Here is a 21,477-nt window from a genome sequence, read left to right on the forward strand (position 1 = left end):
TGTTAGCAATCGATCCGATAAGGATATAAGGGAGTGGACAGATGTGAGGACACAGCTCAGACGAAAGGAAGAAATCGGATATATCCGCGAGGCGGGACGTATATTGGCTGCGTGTCACCGTGAAATAGCGAAAGTCATCAAACCGGGAATCACAACGAGCGAGATCGATGCCAGGGTCGAGAGATTTTTGGAGAAGAATGGGGCTTTGCCCGAGCAAAAAGGATATAAAGGATTTCCATACGCCACTTGTGCATCGGTCAATGAGGTGGTGTGTCATGGATTCCCCGATCAGCGGCCGCTGCAATCCGGGGATGTTGTGACCATTGATATGGTGGTGAATAAGAACGGGTGGCTGGCGGATTCCGGCTGGACCTATGCGGTAGATCGGGTTTCAAGGGAAGTAAACCAGCTGATGCAGCACACCCATGAAGCGCTGTTTAAAGGGATTGAGGCCGCTCGGCACGGCGCAACCTTGGGCGACGTAGGTTATGCCATTGAGCAGGTTGCCGAAAGGGAAGGCTACGGGATCGTCAAATCGCTTGTCGGTCATGGCATCGGCCGCGCCATCCACGAGCCGCCCGATGTCCCGAACTATGGCATTCCAGGAAGGGGACTTAAACTCAAAGAAGGAATGGTCATTACCATCGAACCCGTTTTCACCCTGGGCCCCTCGGGTGCCGTGTTCTGGGGGGATGACGGCTGGACCATTTCCAGTGCGGACGGATCGGTGGGCGTCCAGTATGAGCATACGATTGCTATTACTCGTGGAGAAGCTGTTATCCTGACGGATTAAGATGCCGAAAAATATACCATAATAATAGGAGGCTTTCTTCGTGAGGCATCAGGGCTTTTCGAAGGAGACCTCCTTATATCATGGGTGCCAGATAAATGGGGACGGCTGCATATAGTTTCAAAAAGGCGGAAATGACTGTATATATAGCTATGAAGGCTGTCGCTGACAGGGTGTGAAGAATGTCGAATGATGGGTCGCGGGACGGTGGATACGCTTTGAAAGCGATTGCAAAATCAGTAATGACGCGACTTTGACGACTTTTCGAACAATTTGTGAACTCCCTGTGAATGATTGACAAAAGCAACCCATGAACTTATATTTAATAAGTGATTGCTTTAATTGACAGGATTACTTCATCCGTGATTGTGCAGGTAGATTACCGCTGTTTGCGCCGGATGGTAGTCTACGAAAATCGGAAAAGTGGGGTAGATCAATGATGAAACGGTGGCAGGCTGTAAAGCGTCTTCTTCCTTTGATGGCCATGTTTGCTTTGGTGTTATCCGGCTGCGGCCGAGAGGATTTGTCGGTCTTAAGACCACAAGGTCCGGTAGCACAAGGTCAACTGGATTTAATTAAGCTCTCCATTTCGATTATGATCGTCGTAATGGTTGTGGTATTTGGAATCGCCGCATACGTGCTTGTTAAATTCCGTCGAAAGAAGGGACAAGATGAAATTCCTGAGCAAGTAGAAGGTAACCATAAGTTGGAGATTATTTGGACGGCGATTCCGCTGCTCTTGGTACTCGTGCTTGCAGTTCCTACTATTCAAAAGGTATTTGCTTACGGAGAGAACGACTGGAACAATCCAGATGCAGTTAAGGTGGAAGTTACTTCTCATCAGTTCTGGTGGGAGTTTAATTATCCAGACTACGGCGTAAGAACCGCTCAAGAGCTGGTTATTCCTGTAGGCAAGAAAATTGCTTTCCAATTAAAAACGAATGATGTGCTTCACTCCTTCTGGGTACCATCGCTCGGCGGCAAGATGGATACAAACACAGAAGGCAGCGTTAACTACATGACTCTGGTTGCTGACAAAGCAGATACATACATTGGTAAATGCGCAGAGTTGTGCGGTCCTTCTCACGGCTTCATGGAATTCCGGGTGAAAGCGGTTGACGATGCGGCATTTGACAAATGGGTAGCGGCATTTAAAGAACCTGCTGTGCTTCCTGCGGATGCGGCACTCGCCGAGAAATTCAAGACCAACTGCCTTTCTTGCCACGCTGTAGGCGACCAAGGCGGAGCGATGGGTCCTAACCTGACCGGCATTGGATCACGTGAGACGATTGCGAGTATCTTGCTGAACGACATAAGCGGCAAACCAGGCACGAAGCCTACGAAAGACAACCTGGTGGAATGGCTGATGGAGCCTCAGGCTGTAAAACCTGGCAACACGATGCCTAATCCGAAGGATCTCGGCTTCAGTGACGAGGAAATCGAGCAGATTGCCGATTACTTGGCCAATTATAAGTTGGATTATTAATACAGCAGCAAGAACTTTAAAAGGGGGTACAAACCTTGGCTCACGCTCATGCTCAAAGCCATAGCGTCAAGCGCTACACGGGGTTAATGGATTGGCTTACAACCGTTGACCACAAGAAAATCGGGATATTATACCTGATAGCGGGCGGCTTCTTCTTCGGGATTGGCGGTATTGAAGCGATTCTGATTCGCTTGCAGCTGATCAAGCCGATGAACGATCTGGTATCGGCTCAAGTATTTAACGAATTGATTACAATGCACGGAACGACGATGATTTTCCTTGGTGTTATGCCAGTTATCTTCGCCTTGATGAACGCGGTTATTCCGCTTCAGATCGGTGCACGTGACGTCGCATTTCCATTTTTGAACTCGCTTGGATTTTGGACGTTTTTGTTCGGTGGACTTTTGCTCAATCTTAGCTGGATTATGGGCGGCGCGCCTGATGCGGGCTGGACATCCTATACACCGCTTTCCACAAATGACTACTCGTCCACGCACGGTGTAGACTTTTATACCATAGGTCTTCAGATTGCGGGTCTGGGTACGTTGATCGGTGGTATCAACTTCCTGGCTACCATCATAACGATGCGTGCACCTGGAATGTCCTTCATGAGAATGCCAATGTTTACATGGACGGCTTTCATCACATCGGCCATGATCCTGTTCGCATTCCCTGCCATTACGGTAGGTCTCGTATTGCTTAGCTTTGACCGTTTGCTCGGTGCCAATTTCTTTGATGTTGCGGCTGGCGGTAGCTCTGTATTGTGGCAGCATATTTTCTGGATCTTCGGTCACCCTGAAGTCTACATTCTGATTTTGCCGGCATTCGGTATTATTTCAGAAGTTATTCCGACATTCTCTCGTAAACGTTTGTTCGGATACAGCTCCATGGTATTTGCAACCATCCTGATCGCCTTCTTGGGCTTCATGGTTTGGGCTCACCATATGTTTACGACAGGTCTTGGTCCTGTAGCGAATGCGCTCTTCTCCATCGCAACGATGCTGATCGCCGTTCCTACCGGTATCAAAATCTTTAACTGGCTCTTTACGATGTGGGGTGGTCAAATCCGCTTTACCAGTGCAAACCTGTTCGCGATCGGTTTCGTACCGACGTTCGTTATGGGTGGAGTTACCGGCGTCATGCTGGCATCTGCTCCGGCAGACTTCCAGTTCCATGATACGTATTTCGTTGTAGCTCACTTCCACTACGTTATCGTTGGTGGTCTGGTATTCGGTTTGTTTGCCGGACTCCACTACTGGTGGCCAAAAATGTTCGGCCGGGTATTGAACGAAACGCTTGGCAAATGGACGTTCTGGTTGTTCGCAATCGGCTTCCATTTGACATTCTTCGTACAGCATTTCCTTGGATTGCTGGGTATGCAGCGGCGGATTGTCTCTTATCTGCCGAATCAGAATTTTGACGAACTTAACTTTATCAGTACCATCGGCGCAATCTTGATGGGGATCGGCGTTCTGGCCTTCTTGGCAAACGTTGTGATCACTTCGAGAAAACCGGTTGGTGCTCCGGCCGATCCATGGGAAGATGGCCGTACACTCGAGTGGAGTATTCCTTCTCCACCGCCAGAGTACAACTTTAAGCAAATTCCGCTTGTTCGCGGCATTGACGCTTATTGGAAAGAGAAGATGGCAGGCAATAAAGAGATGACACCATCCGAACCGGTTGGTCCAATCCACATGCCTTCGCCAAGCATCCTTCCGTTTGTGATGTCACTGGGTCTGTTTATCGCGGGTCTTGGTTTCATGTTTAGCACGGAGGACTTCTCCAATTCGTTTATGAGCTTAATCTTCAATAAATATATCGTTCTGATTGTTGGTCTTCTGATTACGTTCGCGGCAATGATCGCTCGTTCCCTGTACGATGATCATGGATATCACATCGAAGTTGAAGAACTGGAAGGGGAGGGTAAAGCATGAGTCACGCTGAACATGTAAACGGCGAACTTCCTCACGAGCCGGAGAAGGCAACACTCGAAGGCCGTAATAAGGTTCTTGGTTTCTGGCTCTTCCTCGGTGGTGAGGCCGTGCTCTTCGGTACGTTGTTTGCAACGTTCCTGGCGCTTCGCGGACAGAACAACGAAGGCCCAACCGCAGCTGAGCTGTTCTCGCTGCCGATTACGGCAGCGGCAACGTTGATATTGCTTGTCAGTTCCTTGACCAGTGTGTTCGCTATTCAGGCGCTCCACCGTCACAATATCGAGAAGCTGAAGTTGTGGCTGATCGTAACCGTTGTTCTGGGTCTTGGGTTCCTTGGCCTTGAAATTTATGAGTTCTATGAATATGTTGTGCATGAATCGTTTAACATGAAGACGAGTGCATTCTCGTCTGCATTCTATACGCTGGTTGGCTTCCACGGTGCCCACGTTGCGTTCGGGGTTGTGTGGATCAGCCTGTTGATCGCTCAGCTGTACAGAAAAGGGTTAACCGTAGTTACAGCACCTAAGGTATATGTTTCTGCTATGTACTGGCACTTTATCGACGTTGTATGGGTGTTCATCTTCTCGGTCGTATACCTTCTTGGAAAGGTGGGCTAAGGAATGACTGCGAATCAACAATCTAATGAGGGGCCTACAGTAAAACACCGCCATCGTGTGGAAGGCCCTGAGAAACACATTGTTGTCTTTATTTTCTCGATCGTCCTGACTGCGATTGCTTTTGCGGCTGTCGCAGCCGGTGGCATCAACACAGCATTTACGATCATCATTTTGCTGGTTATGGCTGTGTTGCAGGTGTTCGTGCAAATGGGTTACTGGATGCACTTGAAGGACAAAGGGCATCTGATGCCAATCCTATTTATGATTGGCGGTTTCTTCGTAGCTAGTACCTGTATTGTCATGGCACTGTTCTGGGTTTGGTGGTAAAATGAAAAAGAGGTGGGCTCTTCAGCCCCCTCTTTTTTTAAATCGTAGGAAGGTGTCACAATTTCGACAGAATTTAACCCGTTTAGGGGAGGTTTTTGCATGCTGGGCTTAGAATATTTTAGTTTTGCAGATAAATGGAGTCCCTTGTTCCTGGCATTTATGCTGCTCGTGACAGCAGGCTACTTCCTGTTGACCGGACCGCTGAGCAGTAGATTCGAAGGGAGCGCTCCGGTTTCCGCAGGAAGGAAAGCGCTGTTTGTAGGCGGTATGCTTACGTTCTATCTTGCGCAGGGTGGACCTATTGAACTGCTGGGACATACGATGTTCTCGTTTCATATGGTCAGTATGGCCATGTCCTATTTAATGGCGATGCCGCTCTTGATTCTGGGTATTCCTGTCTGGATGTGGCGTGCCTTCGATAAGGTCAACCCGTTTAAGAAGCTCGGTTTTCTTGCGCGTCCGATCGTTGCCGCGGTTCTGTTTAACGGTTTGTTTTCTTTTTATCACGTCCCGGTTATCCATGACTTTGTCATGTTGAACTTCTGGGTGCACCGCTTGTACTATTTAATCCTGTTCATCGCCTCACTGTTGATGTGGTGGGCTATCATTAACCCGATTCCGGAGAAGGACAAGTCCTCAGGTCTTTTGAAAATGGGATACATCTTTCTCAACATGGTATTGTTAACTCCGGCGTGTGCGCTCATTATATTCTCGAGCGAGCCCATGTACGCAACGTACAGCGATCCGGTGGTATGGGCAAAGGCGATGGGATACTGCGTAGCTGGCGATACCTCGGCATTGCTTAGCCAATTTGGCGGACCTGAGTTCTTCGGTTATCTGGAGCCTGCGATTGACCAGCGAGTAGGCGGGATCATCATGAAGTTTTTCCAAGAGATTATTTTTGCCTCGATGCTAGCCTATGTGTTCTTTCATTGGTACAAACGAGAAAATCAGGAAGACGATCCTTTGCCTAGCGAGATTCCTCCCGGCAAGCTCAATCAGGCGTAAGGGGATTATTGAAGGGGGATCCATATGGATTGGTTTTTTATATTTCCCACGGTCAGTACAACGTTTATTGTCATCAGCGCCGTGTTGGTAGCGATTGGCTGGGGTCTTATCATTAAGGGGAAGCGCGAAGCCCACAAAAAGGTAATGATCTGGGCGGCCGTCGCAGCCGTCATCTTCTTTATCATCTATTCCTCGCGCACCGTATTCATCGGGAACACGTCATGGGGTGGACCTGATGATCTGCAACCGTATTATCAGGTATTCCTGGTCTTCCACATTGTCCTGGCTACCGTCGCAGCGGTATTCGGGATCACGACATTGACCCTCGGCTTCAAGGAGAAGTATTCCAAGCACCGCAAATGGGGCAGAGTCACGTCGATCATCTGGTTCTTTACCGCCATTACCGGCGTAGCCGTGTATACCTTGCTGTACCTGTTATATCCGGGCGGGCATACCCAGCCTGTATGGAAAGTGATATTTGGAATGTAAGCGTGGGAGAACACCCGTCAGAGGAATCTGGCGGGTGTTTTTTGTTTGCGCGGGGAGGCGCATTCAAGAGAATTGTGGGTATGGTGAGGGGGAGTGTATCCGCTCCGGTCGCTGTTGAAACCAGGAAACTGGGATTAGACGAGATGGATGTTTCCCGGTTTCAAAGGCGAACGCCAGGTCTCCTCCGCGGCTACACTCCCCTTGTGCAGGAAGCTCTTGAATGAGCCGCCATGGGGTAGTGACACCCGTCAGGAAGCCTCGGACAGGTGTTTAGAGAGTGTGAGGGCAGGGTGGGGGAGTATATCCGCTCCGGTCGCTGTTGAAACCAGGAAACTGGGATTAGATGAGATGGACGTTTCCCGGTTTCAAAGGCGAACGCCAGGTCTCCTCCACGGCTACACTCCCCTTGTGCAGGAAGCTCTTGAATGAGCCGCCATGGGGTAGTGACACCCGTCAGGAAGCCTCGGACAGGTGTTTAGAGAGTGAGAGGGCAGGGAGGGGGAGTGTATCCGCTCCGGTCGCTGTTGAAACCAGAAAACTGGGATTAGACGAGATGGATGTTTCCCGGTTTCAAAGGCGAACGCCAGGTCTCCTCCACGGCTACACTCCCCTGGTACAGGGAAGCTCTTGAATGAGCCGCCATGGGAAGTGATACCCGTCAGGAAGCCTCGGACAGGTGTTTAGAGAGTGTGAGGGCAGGGTGGGGGAGTATATCCGCTCCGGTCGCTGTTGAAACCAGGGAACTGGGATTAGCCGAGGTGGATGTTTCCCGGTTTCAAAGGCGAACGCCAGGTCTCCTCCGCGGCTACACTCCCCTGGTACAGGGAAGCTCTTGAATGAGCCGCCTTGTGGGAGTGACATCCGTCAGGAAGCCTCGGACAGGTGTTTAGAGAGTGTGAGGGCAGGGTGGGGGAGTATATCCGCTCCGGTCGCTGTTGAAACCAGGAAATCATAAAATTTTACAACTTCTATTGACACTGTTTATATACACACTATATACTGTGTATAAAGATATACACAGTGAGCACAGTAATCACACTAAGCACAGTGAAACTTAACTGCGATGATAACGAAATGAATATATGAAGACATGAAAGGGTGAGCTGGATTGCAACAAGTTCTCCATAATGCGATGAAGATCGTTAAGAAAGACTTCGCTAGCGACAAGCTGCAAATTGTATGGAACATAATGTTTATGGTGTATATGGGGTTTGCCACCAGCGTTATCATTGACAACCAGTTTGAACATTTGGATGAGTACATCAATCCACTGATTGACTTTCTATTGGTATTCTACGCTCCGTTGCTGGGATTCCTTTTTAGCAGGAGGTCTTTCCGGTATCTGAACGAGGATTCATACACCCGGATGCTGTATTTTTACCGGAGTCTACCGGTACCTGCCTCGGCCATCTTCGTAAGCCGGATCATAAACTCGCTGATCGCTTTCATCATAAACGGCATCGTATTATTTGGAGTCATTTATGCGATAGGCAATCATATTAGAACCGCGATGGATATCCCGAGCTATATTGCATTTATACTGACCTGGATGGGCATCGGATTTTTAATAACAGGACCCTATATTTACTGGGAGAATATGTGCAGCGGTAAGAAGTACTTCGGGATTACCCTTCTGGTGATGGTGATCACCTCCGGAACGGCCGTTATGCTTAGCTTGCTGGGTTACAGCGTTTTCGAGTTCGTTGTGAGAGCCTCCATCAAATGGGGCCTGCTATCTCCGGTCATGTGGGGATCGCTGATGGTTGGACTGGCATCTATGCTCCTTATAAGCAAAATAACCTACATTCGGCAGCAGACCAGGGACTTATCATGAAGGATATGAAGATGAATCCGTATGGAATCGCAATAGCACGGGTTTATGCACAGGAGAAAAGCGAGGTGATAAAAGGTGCGAATTCCGATTCAGATCAATGAAAATAGCGCAGAGCCTTTATATCACCAGATTGAAACACAGCTGCGCTCACTCATTATTAGCGGTCAGATTGAGGAGGGAACGTTATTGCCGTCCATTAGGGAATTTGCCGGGAATCTGAACTGTAGTGTCATTACGGTACGCAGGGTGTATCAGGATCTTGAGAATGAAGGGCTGCTGCGAACGAGACAAGGTACGGGAACCTTTGTGGCCGGCGTCGGGGATCAGGCCCGTGAACAGTATAAACGCGATGCGGTTATTGAGGCGTTAAGAATAGCAGTCGAAAAAGGGCTTGCCGTTCAGTTTAACGAGGATGAATTGAAGGAACTGTTCATGGAAGTGATTCGGGAAGTACTCGATGCAAAAGGAGGTCGTTAACACGTCATGGAACCACATATCATTGAATTTCGTAATGTCATTAAACGACGGAGAACGAAAACCATCGGCCCGATCGAATTGTCGATTCCTCAAGGATATATTGTTGCCCTGGTGGGGCCTAACGGCTCGGGAAAAAGCACGCTGCTGAACATGATGATGCAGACCGTGTTTCCGGACGAAGGGGAGATCACCTGGTTCGGCGAGTCTTACCGGGGAGAGCTTCCGGTCTCGATCCGTAAACAAATGGGATTTGTTCCTGAACAGTTGAGTGTAGAGGAGCAGCATTTGACGGTAGATGAAGCGGCCAGCTTTCGCGCATCCTGGTATGACACTTGGGACGGTTATTTTTTCGATGAGCTGCTATCCCGGTTTGATGTCCCGCGAGGCGTAAAACTGCGCAAGATGTCCAAAGGGGAACGACGCAAGTTCGAGATCGCCGCTGCACTTGCACCAAGGCCCAAGTTCTTGCTGCTGGATGAACCTTCTTCCGGTCTCGATCCTTTCGCTTGGAAGCTGATGATCGACCAGCTGCACAAAGTAATGAAGTCCATGGATACAACGATCGTACTCTCAACCCATGTTGTGGATGAAATCCGGCGGCTGGCGGATTACGTCATTCTCATTCATCATGGGAAGCTGCTGGGCATGGTGGAGAAGGACTCGCTGCTGGATAACTGGAAGGAGTGCTGGATACAAGGGGATGCCTCCATTGTGGAGGAGCTGCCGGGTATTCTGAGTTACAAACAAGAGACAGCAACAACGATTTCTTTTATAACCACGGAATGCTTGGAAGTGGAGAAGATCCTGCAGTCTGCAGGCATACCGTTTATTCAGACCCGTTCCCTGGAGCTGGATGAAGTGCTTCGATTATGGATTGACGGAAACATTCCTGCCAACGTGCAGAACTAGGATAGAGAGGGGTTTTACGATATGCAACGCTTGCAATTAGACAATGTAGTTAAGATTTATGCGGACAAAACGGCAGTAAACCGGATTTCGCTTCAGGTTGAGGAAGGTGAAATCTACGGACTGCTTGGCGCGAACGGCGCCGGCAAAACAACCACCATGCGGATGGTGCTTGGGTTGATCTACCCGGATGACGGAACGATTCTATATAACGGAAAGCCGTATAACAAAGAACTGCGTCACATTATGGGTTACTTGCCGGAAGAGCGCGGGTTATACCCGAAAGTGAAAGTCAGCGAGCAGATTTCCTACTTGGCACAGCTGCGGGGCATGTCCGCGAAAGACGCGGATAAGAGTCTGAAATATTGGCTGGAACGGTTTGAAGTACCTGACTATTATGATAAGAAGATTGAAGAACTGTCTAAGGGTAATCAGCAAAAAATGGGCTTTATCGCAGCGGTTGTTCATGACCCGCAAATTCTGATTTTGGACGAAGCCTTCAGCGGTCTGGATCCGGTGAACGTCGAACTTCTGAAATCAACGGTAAAAGAACTACGCGACAAAGGCACGAGCATTCTGTTCTCCACCCACCGGATGGAACATGTCGAGGAGTTGTGTAAGAACATTACCATTCTGCATCGCTCCAATACGGTAGTGAAGGGGAACCTGAAGGATATCAAATCCAAGTATCCTCGAGAAGAGGTGGTGCTCGGTACGTCCGGTGAAGTCCGTGGTCTTGAAGCCCTGCCAGGCGTAACGGCTGTGGAGCGGACAGAGGACGGCTACTCCATCCGGATCAGCCAGGTTGATGCAGCGCAAGAGATTTTGAATACAGCCATGTCGCAAAGCACGATCCATCGGTTTGAAGTGAAGGAGCCGACACTCAATCAAATCTTCATAAAGGCGGTAGGTGAATCCAATGAATAATATGTGGACTGTTATCCGATTTACGTTCATGAATAAAGTAAGAACGAAGTCCTTTCTTGTTTCGACCTTGATATTTGCACTCATTATTACCATCGGGATCAATCTTCCTTTTCTGATTCAAATGTTTACCGGAGATAAGGCGGGCTCCGAAGAAACCACCCGCATCGGACTGGTTTACGGACAGGAGCAAATGCTTGCCGAACAACTGGAAACCACTTGGAGTAACCTGCCGTCAACTTCCTATGAATTTGTAAAATATGAAACGGCTGATGAAGCCGCTCTGAATAAAGACATTAAAGATGGCGTTATCGAAGGTTATCTGAAATTTGAAGCAAAAGAAGGCAATGCGTTCCCGACGGTGGTCTACAGCTCTGAAGACGAGGCCATGAGTCCGGAACTGCAATCCAACCTGCAAGCAGCTCTGCAAGTGGCGAAGACGCGCAGCATTGTAGACGGACTTAATTTGTCCGATGCGCAGATCAATGAGCTGAATACGCCTGTTCAGATTGATGCTCGGGGTATCAATCCTACAGAAACGGGTAACGCGGGCGGAGCTTCCGGAGAGAAGGAAGGGGCTTCCGAGGTTATTAACTACATTGTCGTGTATGCACTGATTATTCTCTTCTTCTTCACTTTGATGGGAACAGGTAACATGATCGCATCTGAAGTAACGACAGAGAAGAGCTCCCGCATCATGGAGATTTTGATTACAAGCGTATCTCCGCTGAGCCAAATGTTTGGTAAGGTTATTGGCATGTTCCTGCTGGGACTGTCGCAGATCGCGGCATTCGGTGTTGTAACCGCCGTGAACCTGATGCTGCCGCACAATATGGATACATTGAAGGACATGAATCTCGACCTGACGGCGATCGACCCGATGCTTCTGGTGTTCGGTTTAATCTTCTACATCCTTGGTTATTTCTTGTACGCGATGCTCTATGCGGCCATTGGTTCGATCGTCAGTCGTACCGAGGATTTGGGGCAGGCGGTTATGCCGATCACGATGCTGTCGCTGGTGGCATTCTATATCGCGATCTTTAGCTTAAGCGCTCCGAACTCGATGCTGATGAAGGTATCCAGCTATATTCCGTTCATCTCGCCGACCACGATTCTGGTTCGCATCGGACTTGGAGATATCCCATTGTGGGAGATCCTGCTCTCACTGGCGATCCTGATCGTATCCATCCTCGTCTTTGGCTGGTTGGCAGCGAAAATCTATCGTACCGGTGTCTTGATGTACGGCAAACGCCCTACGTTCAAGGAGCTTAGAAAAGCGATGAAAGCTTATAAGATGTAAGCACGAACTGTACAAGTGATTTTCAATTTTAATGGATGTCTTTAAATCTGATACTGATCCTTAATAGCGAGGTTGTTAAAATGACCAAAAGTACTAGCTCGAAATTATTAATGTTTTTAAGCGCTGCTGCAGTCGTGATTTTGTTCGGCTTCATGTTCAACACGGAAGGTTCTGCGCTAAAGGATGCCATGCAAGAAGGATTAATGGGAGCAGTTGCCGTGATCGCTGTAGCAGGCTTATGGGCTGCTGGAGCAAAGAAATAGAAGATATGGGGGGCGCCATACCGACAGCGGTATGGCGAATATAACCCCATAAATAAATAGTTTGATGCACGGCTATTCTTAATCGCACCCGATTACACCAACATAAAGGAGACTACATAAATGAAAAATTGGAAAAGAATGATATTGTCACTCACGATTTCGGTAGGTTTGCTTGCTTCGGCAGTGCCTGCCATGGCTGCTCCACAGCAGCCAGCAGTAAAAGTGGATAACGAAGTAGTTAAATACTCGCTTGGCACACCGGTTATAGATAAGGGCACAACGCTCGTTCCGCTCAGAACAACGCTCCAGGCGATGGATGTGAAACTGACGGATGCTGCAGATGACACGATCCATGTGGTTGTGGACGGCAAAACCATTACGCTGAAAAGCAAACTGAAACAAATCAATGGCGTAACGTATGCGCCAATTCGGGTTGTTGGGGACGCTGCGGGTTATAAGGTTAGCTGGGATGCGAAAACTCGCACCGTTGTGCTGGTTTCCAAAGAAACGGAGGTCGCTCAAACAGGTGGCCGCGGCTTCATGTGGGAAGTGGAGAGCAACGGGAATACCGTTTATCTGGTAGGCTCCATGCACATCGCGGATGACAGCTTCTACCCGCTGCGTCCGGAGTTTGAGGAAGCCTTTGCCGAAGCGGACTATCTCGGTGTCGAGGTTGATGTCAGCAAAGCAGCTGACGAAGCTCAGCAGCAGCTGATCATGGATATGGGGATGTATAAAGATGGAACAACACTCAAGGATCATGTGACCAGCGAGACGTACGCCAAACTCGGCAAAATCCTGACGGAGAGCGGCATGCAGCCGAATGCCTTAGATGCATTCAAGCCTTGGGTAGCGGAATCCACGATCAGCAGCTTGAAAGCAGTGAAGGCTGGATACGAAGCGGCTGCAGGAATCGATCTGTATTTCGTCCAGAAAGCGATCGAGCGCAAAATTCCGGTGATCGAGCTGGAATCCTACGAATTGCAGCTGGGCATGTTCAATGGCTTCTCTAAAGAGTTGCAGGAGAAGAATCTCAACATCGTCTTGGACAATTTCGATGTACTGGATGGCAGTGTCGAGCAATTAGGTGAAATGTGGAAGACGGGCAATGATGAGGAACTGCTGGAGTTCACCAACAGCATGGCCGTTGACGAGGAATACAATAAAGCGATGCTGATTGACCGAAACATCGGCATGGCCGAGAAAATCGACGGATACCTGAAAAACGGCAAAAATGAAGAGTACTTCATCGTGGTTGGCGCAGCCCACTATCTGGGTGAGCATGGCATCGTGAAGCTGCTGCAGGATAAAGGCTATACTGTCGTTCGCAAATAGATAGCCGCAGGGTTGTGGTCTTCGGGGAAATGAAAACCTTCCAATGATCGTTATTCGATCATTGGAAGGTTTTTTAATTGTGAAACAGGAAGCATGCCGAATCTGTATCTATGCCCATCGTAGAGGGGGTGGGCCAGTGTTCAAAGGAATAAAGCATCGGAAGGAGTTGTGGGTGGCGCTGTCAAGAAGTGATGCCGACGATTCAGTAAAAAGTCATGGAAATCATCAAACGTTAATGCAAACTATCGTACCGTCCCGAAAGGGGCGGTGCTTTTGTTAAATTAGCTTCGCGGCCAGGCCCCGTACATGTATACTAGTGTTAAGTTTTGTAAACGTACGGAAAATATGCCGCAAGGAGTATAAACAATGAAGGTTAGTATATTTGACGTAGCAAAAAAATCAGGACTGTCCGTCGTGACCGTTTCACGTGTCTTAAATGGTGCTGAATCCGTTCGAGAGAAGAACAGACTAAAGGTTCTGGAAGCCATCAAGGAGCTTGAATACCGTCCCAATGCCGCTGCCCGGAGTTTAGCACGCGGTAAGACAGGAATCGTTGGGTTGATCGTAACTACCCTTCAGGACTCTTTCTTCGACGCTGTGGTCAAGGAGCTGAATGAGGTGCTGGCATTGCATGGTTATTTCCTGGCCATTTCGGTCTCTGCGGGTATAGGCTCCGACGAGGCCCATTATCTGATTCAGGAAGACCGCGTGGACGGACTGATTCTGCTCTCGCCGCTAGAAGAAGACAACTATATCGTGGAAATGAAACGCCGAAATATCCCTTATGTCCTGATAGACAACCAGAAGCCGGATAATGACGCTTATTCCGTCACCATAGACAACTACAAAGGCGGCTATACCGCAACGAAGCACCTGCTCGATCACGGCCATACCTCCATTGCGCATATCAGCGGGCAGGATATGTTCCGCAGCACGAGGGAACGTCGCAGCGGCTTTCTGCAGGCGCTTGAGGAAAAGCGCCTGGCGCCGTTCGAAATGATTACGGGCGATTTCGAAATCGACTTTGGCTATGATGTCTGCCGCAAATGGCTGCGGGAAGGACGACTTCCTACCGCCGTATTCGCAGGCGATGACAATATCGCGCTCGGGGTCCTGAACGCTCTTTTGGAAGAAGGCATCCGGGTTCCGGAACAGGTAGCCATTGTCGGCTATGACGATCAGTATATCTCATCCAAGCTGCGCCCCCATTTGACAACGGTCCGGCAGCCTGCTGACCGGATTGGGCTTGCCGCAGCGGATATGCTGCTGAAGCGCATGGATGGAACGATGGAACGCGGGGGCAATGTTCGAATTGACCCTGAGCTCATCGTGAGAGACTCTACGGTTAGACCTGTGCAAGACACGCCTGAATAAACAGTAATACATCCTTATATAGGAATAACGAAGAGTGCCTGGTCCCCGAATTAACGGGGACTTTTCTTTTTTATCGACTGTATAAATAGATGAGCATGAATGGTTGACGACAAACCATAATGCATTCGTAAGCCGTCGGCCCGCTTATGCCCCAGCAGCTTCAAATACCATACATCGGTTAATAGAACAATGACTCGATAGAGTGATTTTCTTGATTTTCACCGAGTTGTCGGAAAGATTCGATTGTTTATTGAACGAGAGGCTTTCGTGATTCATTTGTGATATTCCTTCGTTATAATAACGTTTAAATATCGGGTATGTACTTATTAGGGTTAATCCCGACAAACGAATGAACAGGGTTTAAAAGGAGGCAGGATCTCGTGGTTATAGATACGGTGCTGTGGAGCAAATGGCTGACGGGGCTAACCTTGGCGTTTCATGTCATTTTTGCCACGGTCGGCGTCGGTGTTCCGTTAATGATTGCCATTGCGGAGTTCGTTGGTATACGTAAGAAGGATCCTCATTACATGCTCATGGCCAAAAGGTGGACACGAGGATTCGTGATTTCGGTGGCGGTTGGTGTAGTGACTGGAACAGCGATTTCCCTGCTGCTTGCGCTTGTATGGCCGAACTTTATGCAAGTGGCGGGGAATGTCATCGCGCTTCCGTTATTTATGGAGGTTTTTGCATTCTTTTTTGAAGCCATATTCCTGGGGATTTATATGTACACCTGGGATCGGTTCCGCAATCCGTATACGCATTGGCTGCTGACGATTCCGATTGTTGCCGGGGCAGGCATGTCCGCAATTTTTATTACGACGGTGAACGGATTCATGAATCAGCCTGGAGGCTTTGTCATGGAGGCAGGCCACTTTACGGCGGTTAACCCGCTGCAAGCGATGATGAATACGGCGACGCCTTCAAAAGTATTCCATGTACTAACCTCGGCCTATTTAACGGGCGCTGCCCTGCTGGCGGGTATCGCAGCCTACGTTATTCTGAGAAAAGGGGCCTCGGCATATTACAAAAAAGCATTGAAACTTATGATGGGGGTTGTTCTGGTGTTCAGCGTGCTGACAACCTTAGCCGGGGATATGTCGGCCAAGTTTCTGGCAGAACATCAGCCGGAGAAGCTGGCCGCCGCAGAATGGCATTTTGAAACGGAAAGCGGTGCAGATCTGATATTATTGGGCTGGCTTAATGCGGAGCAGAAGGTCATGGGAGCCATTCATATTCCGAAAGCGCTCAGCTTCCTGGCCTTTGGAGACTTTGATGCCGAGGTAAAAGGGCTGGAGGAGTTTCCGCTGGATGAAAGACCGCCGCTGCTTGTCCACTATTTGTTTGATTTCATGGCCGGGATCGGTTTTGTTCTGTTGGCCGTTGCGTTCCTGTATTTCCTGTTTTTGTTCTGGAAGAGACGCAATGAGCTCAACAAGTGGCTGCTTCGGGCCATTGTTTTTAGTGCGCCCCTTGCATTTTTGGGCGTTGAAATGGGCTGGTTCTATGCGGAGCTCGGGCGGCAGCCGTGGATAATCCGCGGATATATGCGCGTAGAGGAGGCAGCTACGACTTCACCGAATGTGAGGATTCTCTTTTTCCTCTTCCTGCTGCTGTATATTGTGCTGGGGACCATGTGTGTCTTTGTACTAAGACGGTTGTTCCGTAATAAACCGGCGGAAGCCGAGCTGGACGAGATTGTGAAAGAGAAACACTCCACGGGAAAGGGTGAGCCGGTATGATCGATTACGAGTTGATAGGCATCTCCGTCCTTTGGCTGTTTTTATACGGCTATTTAATTATAGCCTCCATTGATTTCGGCGCTGGTTTTTTTGCCTTCTATGCCCGTTTGACGAAGCAGGACCACCTGATCAATCGATTGATATCCCGTTATTTATCGCCGGTCTGGGAAATTACCAATGTGTTTTTTGTCTTTTTCTTTATCGGCATCGTCGGGTTTTTCCCGGACACGGCCTATTATTATGGCTCTGCGCTGCTTATACCGGGAAGCATCGCCATTATTCTGCTGGCAATCCGCGGCTCCTTTTATGCGTTTGAAAATTACGGCTCCAAAGAAAACATCGTGTATCTGTTTTTATACGGGGCCACAGGTTTGCTGATTCCGGCTTCCTTGTCGGTCGCATTAACGCTATCCGAAGGCGGTTTTATTGTGGATAGAGGCGGGGCTGTTTCTTTGGAATATTGGACGCTCATAACCAGTCCGTTGTCGTGGAGCATCGTTGCATTGGCCATCGTATCGGTGCTGTTCATAAGCGGATCGTTCCTGGCCTTTTACGCCTCCCGGGCGGACGATCAGCCAGCGCTAAAGCTGGTGCGCACATATGCCCTGTTTTGGAGTACGCCCACCATTATTGCCGCGCTCACGGCATTTATTTTTCTCAGTCAGCATAATGAGCGGCATTTTCAAAACATGATGGATTTATGGTGGCTGCTGGCGCCTTCCGTCGGTTTTTTCATGGCAGCCATATGGCTGCTGTACAAAGGACGCCGCTACGGACTGGCTTTTATTTGTGTCATGCTGCAATTTTTCTGTGCATTTTTTGCATATGGCATCGGGCAGTATCCTTATATTCTGGATCCGTACATTACCATTCAGAGCGGGGCCACGCATGAGTCGATGGGCGCTGCGCTTGTGGCAGCCTTTATCGGCGGCCTATGCCTGCTGATTCCGTCCCTTATACTGGTCTTCAGGCTCTTTCTGTTTGATGCGGATTATGTAAAAGGCAAAAAATAATCGGGGCTTGGGTATCTTCATGTAGGGGTGCTTGCATCGGTTTAGTGAAAAGGAGGGGAGTTTATTTTGAAGGGGAAAACCAGTCTGTTATCCCAGCAAATGTCCGCACAAAGGAAACGGCTGATACTCTTGGGGTTCATGTCGCTTGCGCTCGGTGCTGCCATGACAGGCCAGGCCGCACTGCTCGCCGAAGCGGTTCAGCGGATTTTTGTGCAGCGGGCTTCCTTTTCGTCGGTAGCTGCCATACTTGGCGCATTGCTGGCCGTGATGGCTGCGCGGACGCTGCTGTCTTATGGAAACGGGATCATCGGCTTGCACATGGCTGCCAGCGCCAAGACGGAGATGCGAGCAGCGGTGCTGCAAAAGCTGGCTAACGCTTCCGTAGCTTCAACGCTTCGTGGACAAACGGGCGGAAAAGTCAGTGTAACACTGGATGCCGTGGACGAGGCGGACAGTTATTTCAGCCAATATATGCCGCGTATGATAGAAGCCGCCATCATTCCTGTCCTGATTCTGGTCATTGTTTTTACGGAGCATATGAACTCCGGCTTGATTATGCTGGTTACCGCTCCCTTTATCCCGATATTTATGGTGCTTGTGGGTCTGAAAACGAAGAACAAATCAGAGGAGAAATTCGCACAGCTGGCCGAGTTTTCCGGTACGTTTCTCGACTCTCTTCAAGGGCTGGTTTCGCTCAAGCTGTTTGGACGGACGAATCATCAGCAGCAGGAAATTGAACGCAGCAGCCTTGGCTACCGGGATGCAACGATGGGCATTTTACGGATTGCGTTTACCAACACCTTCATGCTGGAATCCATCGTCATGCTTAGCATTGGCGTTGTCGCGCTTGAGCTGGCGCTGCAGCTGCTGGTTTTCAAGTCGCTTTCCTTCCACACCGCCTTTTTGATTCTACTGCTGGTGCCCGAGTTTTACAGCCTGTTAAAAAACACCGGAACTGCCTTTCACAGCGGTCGTACCAGCATGGGGGCTGTCCGAAAAGTAGAGGAGATGCTTACGGAAACAAGGGAAGCAGGAGCAGTGACAGATGGGAAAGAGGAGGCCGGGAAAAAGGACAAAACACACCAGGTCGATCCGATGGATATGACGGATAAGTCTGGGACAGCCGATTTGGGTTTGATTCGGATGCCGCCGACCATCGAACTGAGGGATGTCCGGTTTCGGTATGGGACGGATTCATTCGAGCTTGCTGCCGGCTCCATGTCGTTTAGGCCAGGGGAGCAAATCGCCATCGTCGGTAAAAGCGGATCCGGCAAAACCACCTTGCTGCATCTCATGACCGGGCTGCTTGCGCCAACGTCGGGAGAAGTACTGGTGAACGGACGTCCGCTTGCGCATTACGATGAAGCCTCATGGTTTGAACATATCAGCTACATTACCCAGCATCCGTATATTTTTGCCGGCACGTTTGCCGACAATATTGCGATTGGCGCGGGCAGGGACGTCACCAAGGAAGAAGTCGTGCAGGCGGCGGAGGCCGCCGGACTTGCTGCGCTTGCAGCCGAGTTGGAGCAGGGCTATGACACCTTTGTCGGCGAAGGAGGCCGGGGATTGTCAGGCGGAGAGAAGCAAAGGCTGGCGCTGGCCCGTGCTTTTTTGAAGCGGCCTTCTGTTATATTGTTTGATGAGCCCACCGTCGGATTGGACCTGCACACCGAACGTGTTCTGCAGCGGTCCATTGCCGAGCTTGCAAGCAAGGCGACCATGATTACTGTGGCGCACCGCTTGTACACGATACGGCATGCCGATCGGATATTGTTTATGGACAACGGAGCGCTGCTGGACTGCGGGCGCCATGATGAGCTGCTAGCGCGTCTGCCCCAATATGCTGACCTGGTGGATGCGCAGCGGAAAGGGGGACTCGCATGAATGAGCTGGCTATTTTAACCAAGGCGATGATTCAGGAACGGAAGGATATTGCCATCGCCATCCTCGGAGGATTCGTTGCCGGCATTGCAGGTGTATGCCTTTTTGCCGCAAGCGGGTATGTGATCTCCCAGACTGTATTTGCTCCGCCGCTTTATACCTTGATTGTGCTGACGTCCCTGGTAAAAATACTGGGTCTGCTGCGGGCGGCAAGCCGCTACGCGGAACGCTTGTATTCCCATCGGGCGACATTCTCTCTGCTCAGCCGTTTGCGGACATCCTTTTTTGCCAAGCTGGTTCCTTTGACGCCGGGGATATTGGGTAAAAAGCGGAGCGGAGAGCTGCTCGCACGGATCGTTGGGGATGTGGAGAGTTTACAGCATTACTTTTTGCGCGTCGCCTATCCGCCTGTCATTGTTGTTATGGTTTTTCTGGCTACGGTTTTGTTTACTTCCGCCTTTTCATTCTGGATTGCCTGTTTGTTTGTGCTGGGGATGCTGGCAACGGCTTTTGTGGTTCCCGGACTTGTTCTCCTTGGACAGAGAAGGATACATGGCCGCGTGCGCCAAGAACGAGCGGCGCTTTCCACAGAAGTGACCGAGCTGCTATACGGATTCCGCGATTTGAAAGTATACGGGCAATTGAATAAGCGGGAGCGGCAGCTGCAGCGTACCTCCGCTGCATTGGCAGCGGAACAGCAAGCGGCAGCCCGGCATTTGCTGCGCGGGCAATCGCTGCATGTTTTTGTAACGTATCTGATTTCATGGGGCGTGCTGATTCTTGGCGCCTACTTAATTATGGATGGCTCGCTTGCCGGCGTATTTCTAGCCATGCTGGTCATGGCTTCGCTTACGGTGTTTGAAGAAGCTGCGCCAATGGCCACACTGCCTGCTTATAAGCTGGATAGCGAACATGCGGCAGCTCGGCTTGCGGAAACGGTTCACGCCCTAGATAAGCAGCCGCCGCAGCCAAGCGGTGTCCTGCCTATCGAGAAAGCCGTTTCCATTGAGCTGAGCGGTGTTTCCTTTCAATATGAAGATGAATGGCGCCCAGCGCTGAAAGACATATCCCTCTACTTACCACCGGGATCTAAAACCGCCATTGTCGGTCCGAGCGGATCAGGGAAAACCACCCTCATCGAATTGCTGCTCAAGCTGCGCACGCCGACTGACGGCCAGATTCGTTTAAATGATACTTCGGTTATGGAACTGGATGAAGCGAGCATTTGGCAAGCCTCAAAGGTTGTGCTGCAGCACAGTCATTTCTTTCGGGGCACCATTCGGGACAACCTGCTGCTGAACGAGGAACATCATTCCGATCAAGCGTTGTCGGATATACTGGATAAAGTGCAGCTGCCGAATAAGTCCCTGGACGATAGGGTGTATGAAAAGGGGGAGAACTTATCGGAGGGAGAGAAGCAGCGCTTAGCCTTGGCCCGGGCGATGCTCCGAGAAGGACGGTTATGGCTGCTGGACGAACCGACGTCTTCACTGGATTACGTTACGGAGCAGCATGTTTTTCGGCAGCTGCTGGCGCAAGCGGCTAATGATACGCTTGTTCTGATTTGCCATCGGCTGACCGGCTTGGAAGAGATGGACCGGATTTTGGTCATGGACCAAGGCAGGGTTATTGAAGCGGGCACGTATTCAGAGCTGATGGAGCAGCAGGGATATTTTTATGAAATGAAACAAATTGAGCTGCAAATGATCGGCGAAGACGGATAAAACGAATGTGTTCGCTGGAAACGCTCGTCAGGTCATGACTGGGAGATTGCGCA

19 protein-coding genes are annotated in these 21,477 nt (G+C 49.8%); all 19 read left to right on the forward strand.

Annotated features, from left to right (window positions below; translation table 11 throughout):
- Positions 1-43: 43 nt before the first annotated feature.
- Complete coding sequence (gene map / locus MKY82_RS03790) at positions 44-793, forward strand: type I methionyl aminopeptidase (protein ID WP_216532624.1); 750 nt, start codon at positions 44-46, stop codon at positions 791-793.
- A 433-nt stretch (positions 794-1,226) separates the two neighbouring features.
- Entirely contained in the window at positions 1,227-2,276 is a 1,050-nt protein-coding gene (gene coxB, locus MKY82_RS03795; RefSeq protein WP_100540082.1) for a cytochrome c oxidase subunit II, read from the forward strand.
- A gap of 35 nt (positions 2,277-2,311) precedes the next feature.
- Positions 2,312-4,210 carry a cytochrome c oxidase subunit I gene (ctaD, locus tag MKY82_RS03800; RefSeq protein WP_194540812.1) on the forward strand — a complete coding sequence of 633 codons (1,899 nt, stop codon included), beginning with the start codon at positions 2,312-2,314 and terminating at the stop codon, positions 4,208-4,210.
- Positions 4,207-4,827 (forward strand): cytochrome (ubi)quinol oxidase subunit III, encoded by a 621-nt coding sequence (locus MKY82_RS03805; RefSeq protein WP_009590523.1) that lies wholly within the window; start codon positions 4,207-4,209, stop codon positions 4,825-4,827. Before ctaD ends, MKY82_RS03805 begins: the two co-directional genes overlap by 4 nt.
- 3 nt (positions 4,828-4,830) lie before the next feature.
- Entirely contained in the window at positions 4,831-5,154 is a 324-nt protein-coding gene (locus MKY82_RS03810) for a cytochrome C oxidase subunit IV family protein (protein ID WP_071222061.1), read from the forward strand.
- Positions 5,155-5,253: 99 nt separating this feature from the next.
- The gene (gene ctaG / locus MKY82_RS03815) at positions 5,254-6,162 is read left to right on the forward strand and encodes a cytochrome c oxidase assembly factor CtaG (protein ID WP_194540813.1); all 909 of its coding nucleotides are present in this window, start codon (positions 5,254-5,256) and stop codon (positions 6,160-6,162) included.
- Positions 6,163-6,186: 24 nt separating this feature from the next.
- The gene (locus MKY82_RS03820) at positions 6,187-6,651 is read left to right on the forward strand and encodes a DUF420 domain-containing protein (RefSeq protein ID WP_098741840.1); all 465 of its coding nucleotides are present in this window, start codon (positions 6,187-6,189) and stop codon (positions 6,649-6,651) included.
- A 1,108-nt stretch (positions 6,652-7,759) separates the two neighbouring features.
- Complete coding sequence (locus MKY82_RS03825) at positions 7,760-8,485, forward strand: hypothetical protein (RefSeq protein ID WP_194540814.1); 726 nt, start codon at positions 7,760-7,762, stop codon at positions 8,483-8,485.
- Positions 8,486-8,560: 75 nt separating this feature from the next.
- On the forward strand, positions 8,561-8,962 hold the full coding sequence (locus tag MKY82_RS03830) for a GntR family transcriptional regulator (RefSeq protein WP_194540815.1): 402 nt from the start codon (positions 8,561-8,563) through the stop codon (positions 8,960-8,962).
- A gap of 6 nt (positions 8,963-8,968) precedes the next feature.
- A complete protein-coding gene (locus MKY82_RS03835; RefSeq protein ID WP_194540816.1) occupies positions 8,969-9,871 on the forward strand; it encodes an ABC transporter ATP-binding protein in 903 nt (300 codons plus the stop codon).
- 21 nt (positions 9,872-9,892) lie between these two features.
- On the forward strand, positions 9,893-10,795 hold the full coding sequence (locus MKY82_RS03840) for an ABC transporter ATP-binding protein (RefSeq protein ID WP_216532620.1): 903 nt from the start codon (positions 9,893-9,895) through the stop codon (positions 10,793-10,795).
- Positions 10,788-12,092: an ABC transporter permease gene (locus MKY82_RS03845; RefSeq protein WP_194540818.1), complete on the forward strand. Its 1,305-nt coding sequence runs from the start codon at positions 10,788-10,790 to the stop codon at positions 12,090-12,092. Before MKY82_RS03840 ends, MKY82_RS03845 begins: the two co-directional genes overlap by 8 nt.
- Positions 12,093-12,172: 80 nt before the next feature.
- Entirely contained in the window at positions 12,173-12,355 is a 183-nt protein-coding gene (locus MKY82_RS03850) for a hypothetical protein (protein WP_071221967.1), read from the forward strand.
- Positions 12,356-12,475: 120 nt separating this feature from the next.
- The gene (locus MKY82_RS03855) at positions 12,476-13,690 is read left to right on the forward strand and encodes a TraB/GumN family protein (protein WP_194540820.1); all 1,215 of its coding nucleotides are present in this window, start codon (positions 12,476-12,478) and stop codon (positions 13,688-13,690) included.
- Between the two features lie 366 nt (positions 13,691-14,056).
- Entirely contained in the window at positions 14,057-15,064 is a 1,008-nt protein-coding gene (locus MKY82_RS03860; protein WP_339295520.1) for a LacI family DNA-binding transcriptional regulator, read from the forward strand.
- A gap of 380 nt (positions 15,065-15,444) precedes the next feature.
- Positions 15,445-16,803, forward strand: a complete 1,359-nt coding sequence (locus MKY82_RS03865) for a cytochrome ubiquinol oxidase subunit I (RefSeq protein ID WP_339295521.1) — start codon at positions 15,445-15,447, stop codon at positions 16,801-16,803.
- Complete coding sequence (locus tag MKY82_RS03870; protein ID WP_220686623.1) at positions 16,800-17,816, forward strand: cytochrome d ubiquinol oxidase subunit II; 1,017 nt, start codon at positions 16,800-16,802, stop codon at positions 17,814-17,816. Before MKY82_RS03865 ends, MKY82_RS03870 begins: the two co-directional genes overlap by 4 nt.
- Before the next feature lie 66 nt (positions 17,817-17,882).
- Positions 17,883-19,703, forward strand: a complete 1,821-nt coding sequence (gene cydD, locus MKY82_RS03875) for a thiol reductant ABC exporter subunit CydD (protein WP_339295522.1) — start codon at positions 17,883-17,885, stop codon at positions 19,701-19,703.
- Positions 19,700-21,424, forward strand: a complete 1,725-nt coding sequence (cydC, locus tag MKY82_RS03880) for a thiol reductant ABC exporter subunit CydC (protein WP_339295523.1) — start codon at positions 19,700-19,702, stop codon at positions 21,422-21,424. The genes cydD and cydC overlap by 4 nt, the downstream gene beginning before the upstream one ends.
- Positions 21,425-21,477 lie beyond the last annotated feature (53 nt).

The organism is Paenibacillus sp. FSL W7-1279 (assembly GCF_037969845.1).
Classification (GTDB): Bacteria; Bacillota; Bacilli; order Paenibacillales; family Paenibacillaceae; genus Paenibacillus_AQ.

Coding starts and splice junctions, on each gene's coding strand:
- MKY82_RS03845 (WP_194540818.1), top strand. CDS start 10,788: ATGAATAATATGTGGACTGTTATCCGATTTACGTTCATGAATAAAGTA.
- MKY82_RS03835 (WP_194540816.1), top strand. CDS start 8,969: ATGGAACCACATATCATTGAATTTCGTAATGTCATTAAACGACGGAGA.
- MKY82_RS03840 (WP_216532620.1), top strand. CDS start 9,893: ATGCAACGCTTGCAATTAGACAATGTAGTTAAGATTTATGCGGACAAA.
- coxB (WP_100540082.1), top strand. CDS start 1,227: ATGATGAAACGGTGGCAGGCTGTAAAGCGTCTTCTTCCTTTGATGGCC.
- cydC (WP_339295523.1), top strand. CDS start 19,700: ATGAATGAGCTGGCTATTTTAACCAAGGCGATGATTCAGGAACGGAAG.
- MKY82_RS03860 (WP_339295520.1), top strand. CDS start 14,057: ATGAAGGTTAGTATATTTGACGTAGCAAAAAAATCAGGACTGTCCGTC.
- ctaG (WP_194540813.1), top strand. CDS start 5,254: ATGCTGGGCTTAGAATATTTTAGTTTTGCAGATAAATGGAGTCCCTTG.
- MKY82_RS03805 (WP_009590523.1), top strand. CDS start 4,207: ATGAGTCACGCTGAACATGTAAACGGCGAACTTCCTCACGAGCCGGAG.
- MKY82_RS03810 (WP_071222061.1), top strand. CDS start 4,831: ATGACTGCGAATCAACAATCTAATGAGGGGCCTACAGTAAAACACCGC.
- MKY82_RS03820 (WP_098741840.1), top strand. CDS start 6,187: ATGGATTGGTTTTTTATATTTCCCACGGTCAGTACAACGTTTATTGTC.
- MKY82_RS03870 (WP_220686623.1), top strand. CDS start 16,800: ATGATCGATTACGAGTTGATAGGCATCTCCGTCCTTTGGCTGTTTTTA.
- MKY82_RS03855 (WP_194540820.1), top strand. CDS start 12,476: ATGAAAAATTGGAAAAGAATGATATTGTCACTCACGATTTCGGTAGGT.
- MKY82_RS03850 (WP_071221967.1), top strand. CDS start 12,173: ATGACCAAAAGTACTAGCTCGAAATTATTAATGTTTTTAAGCGCTGCT.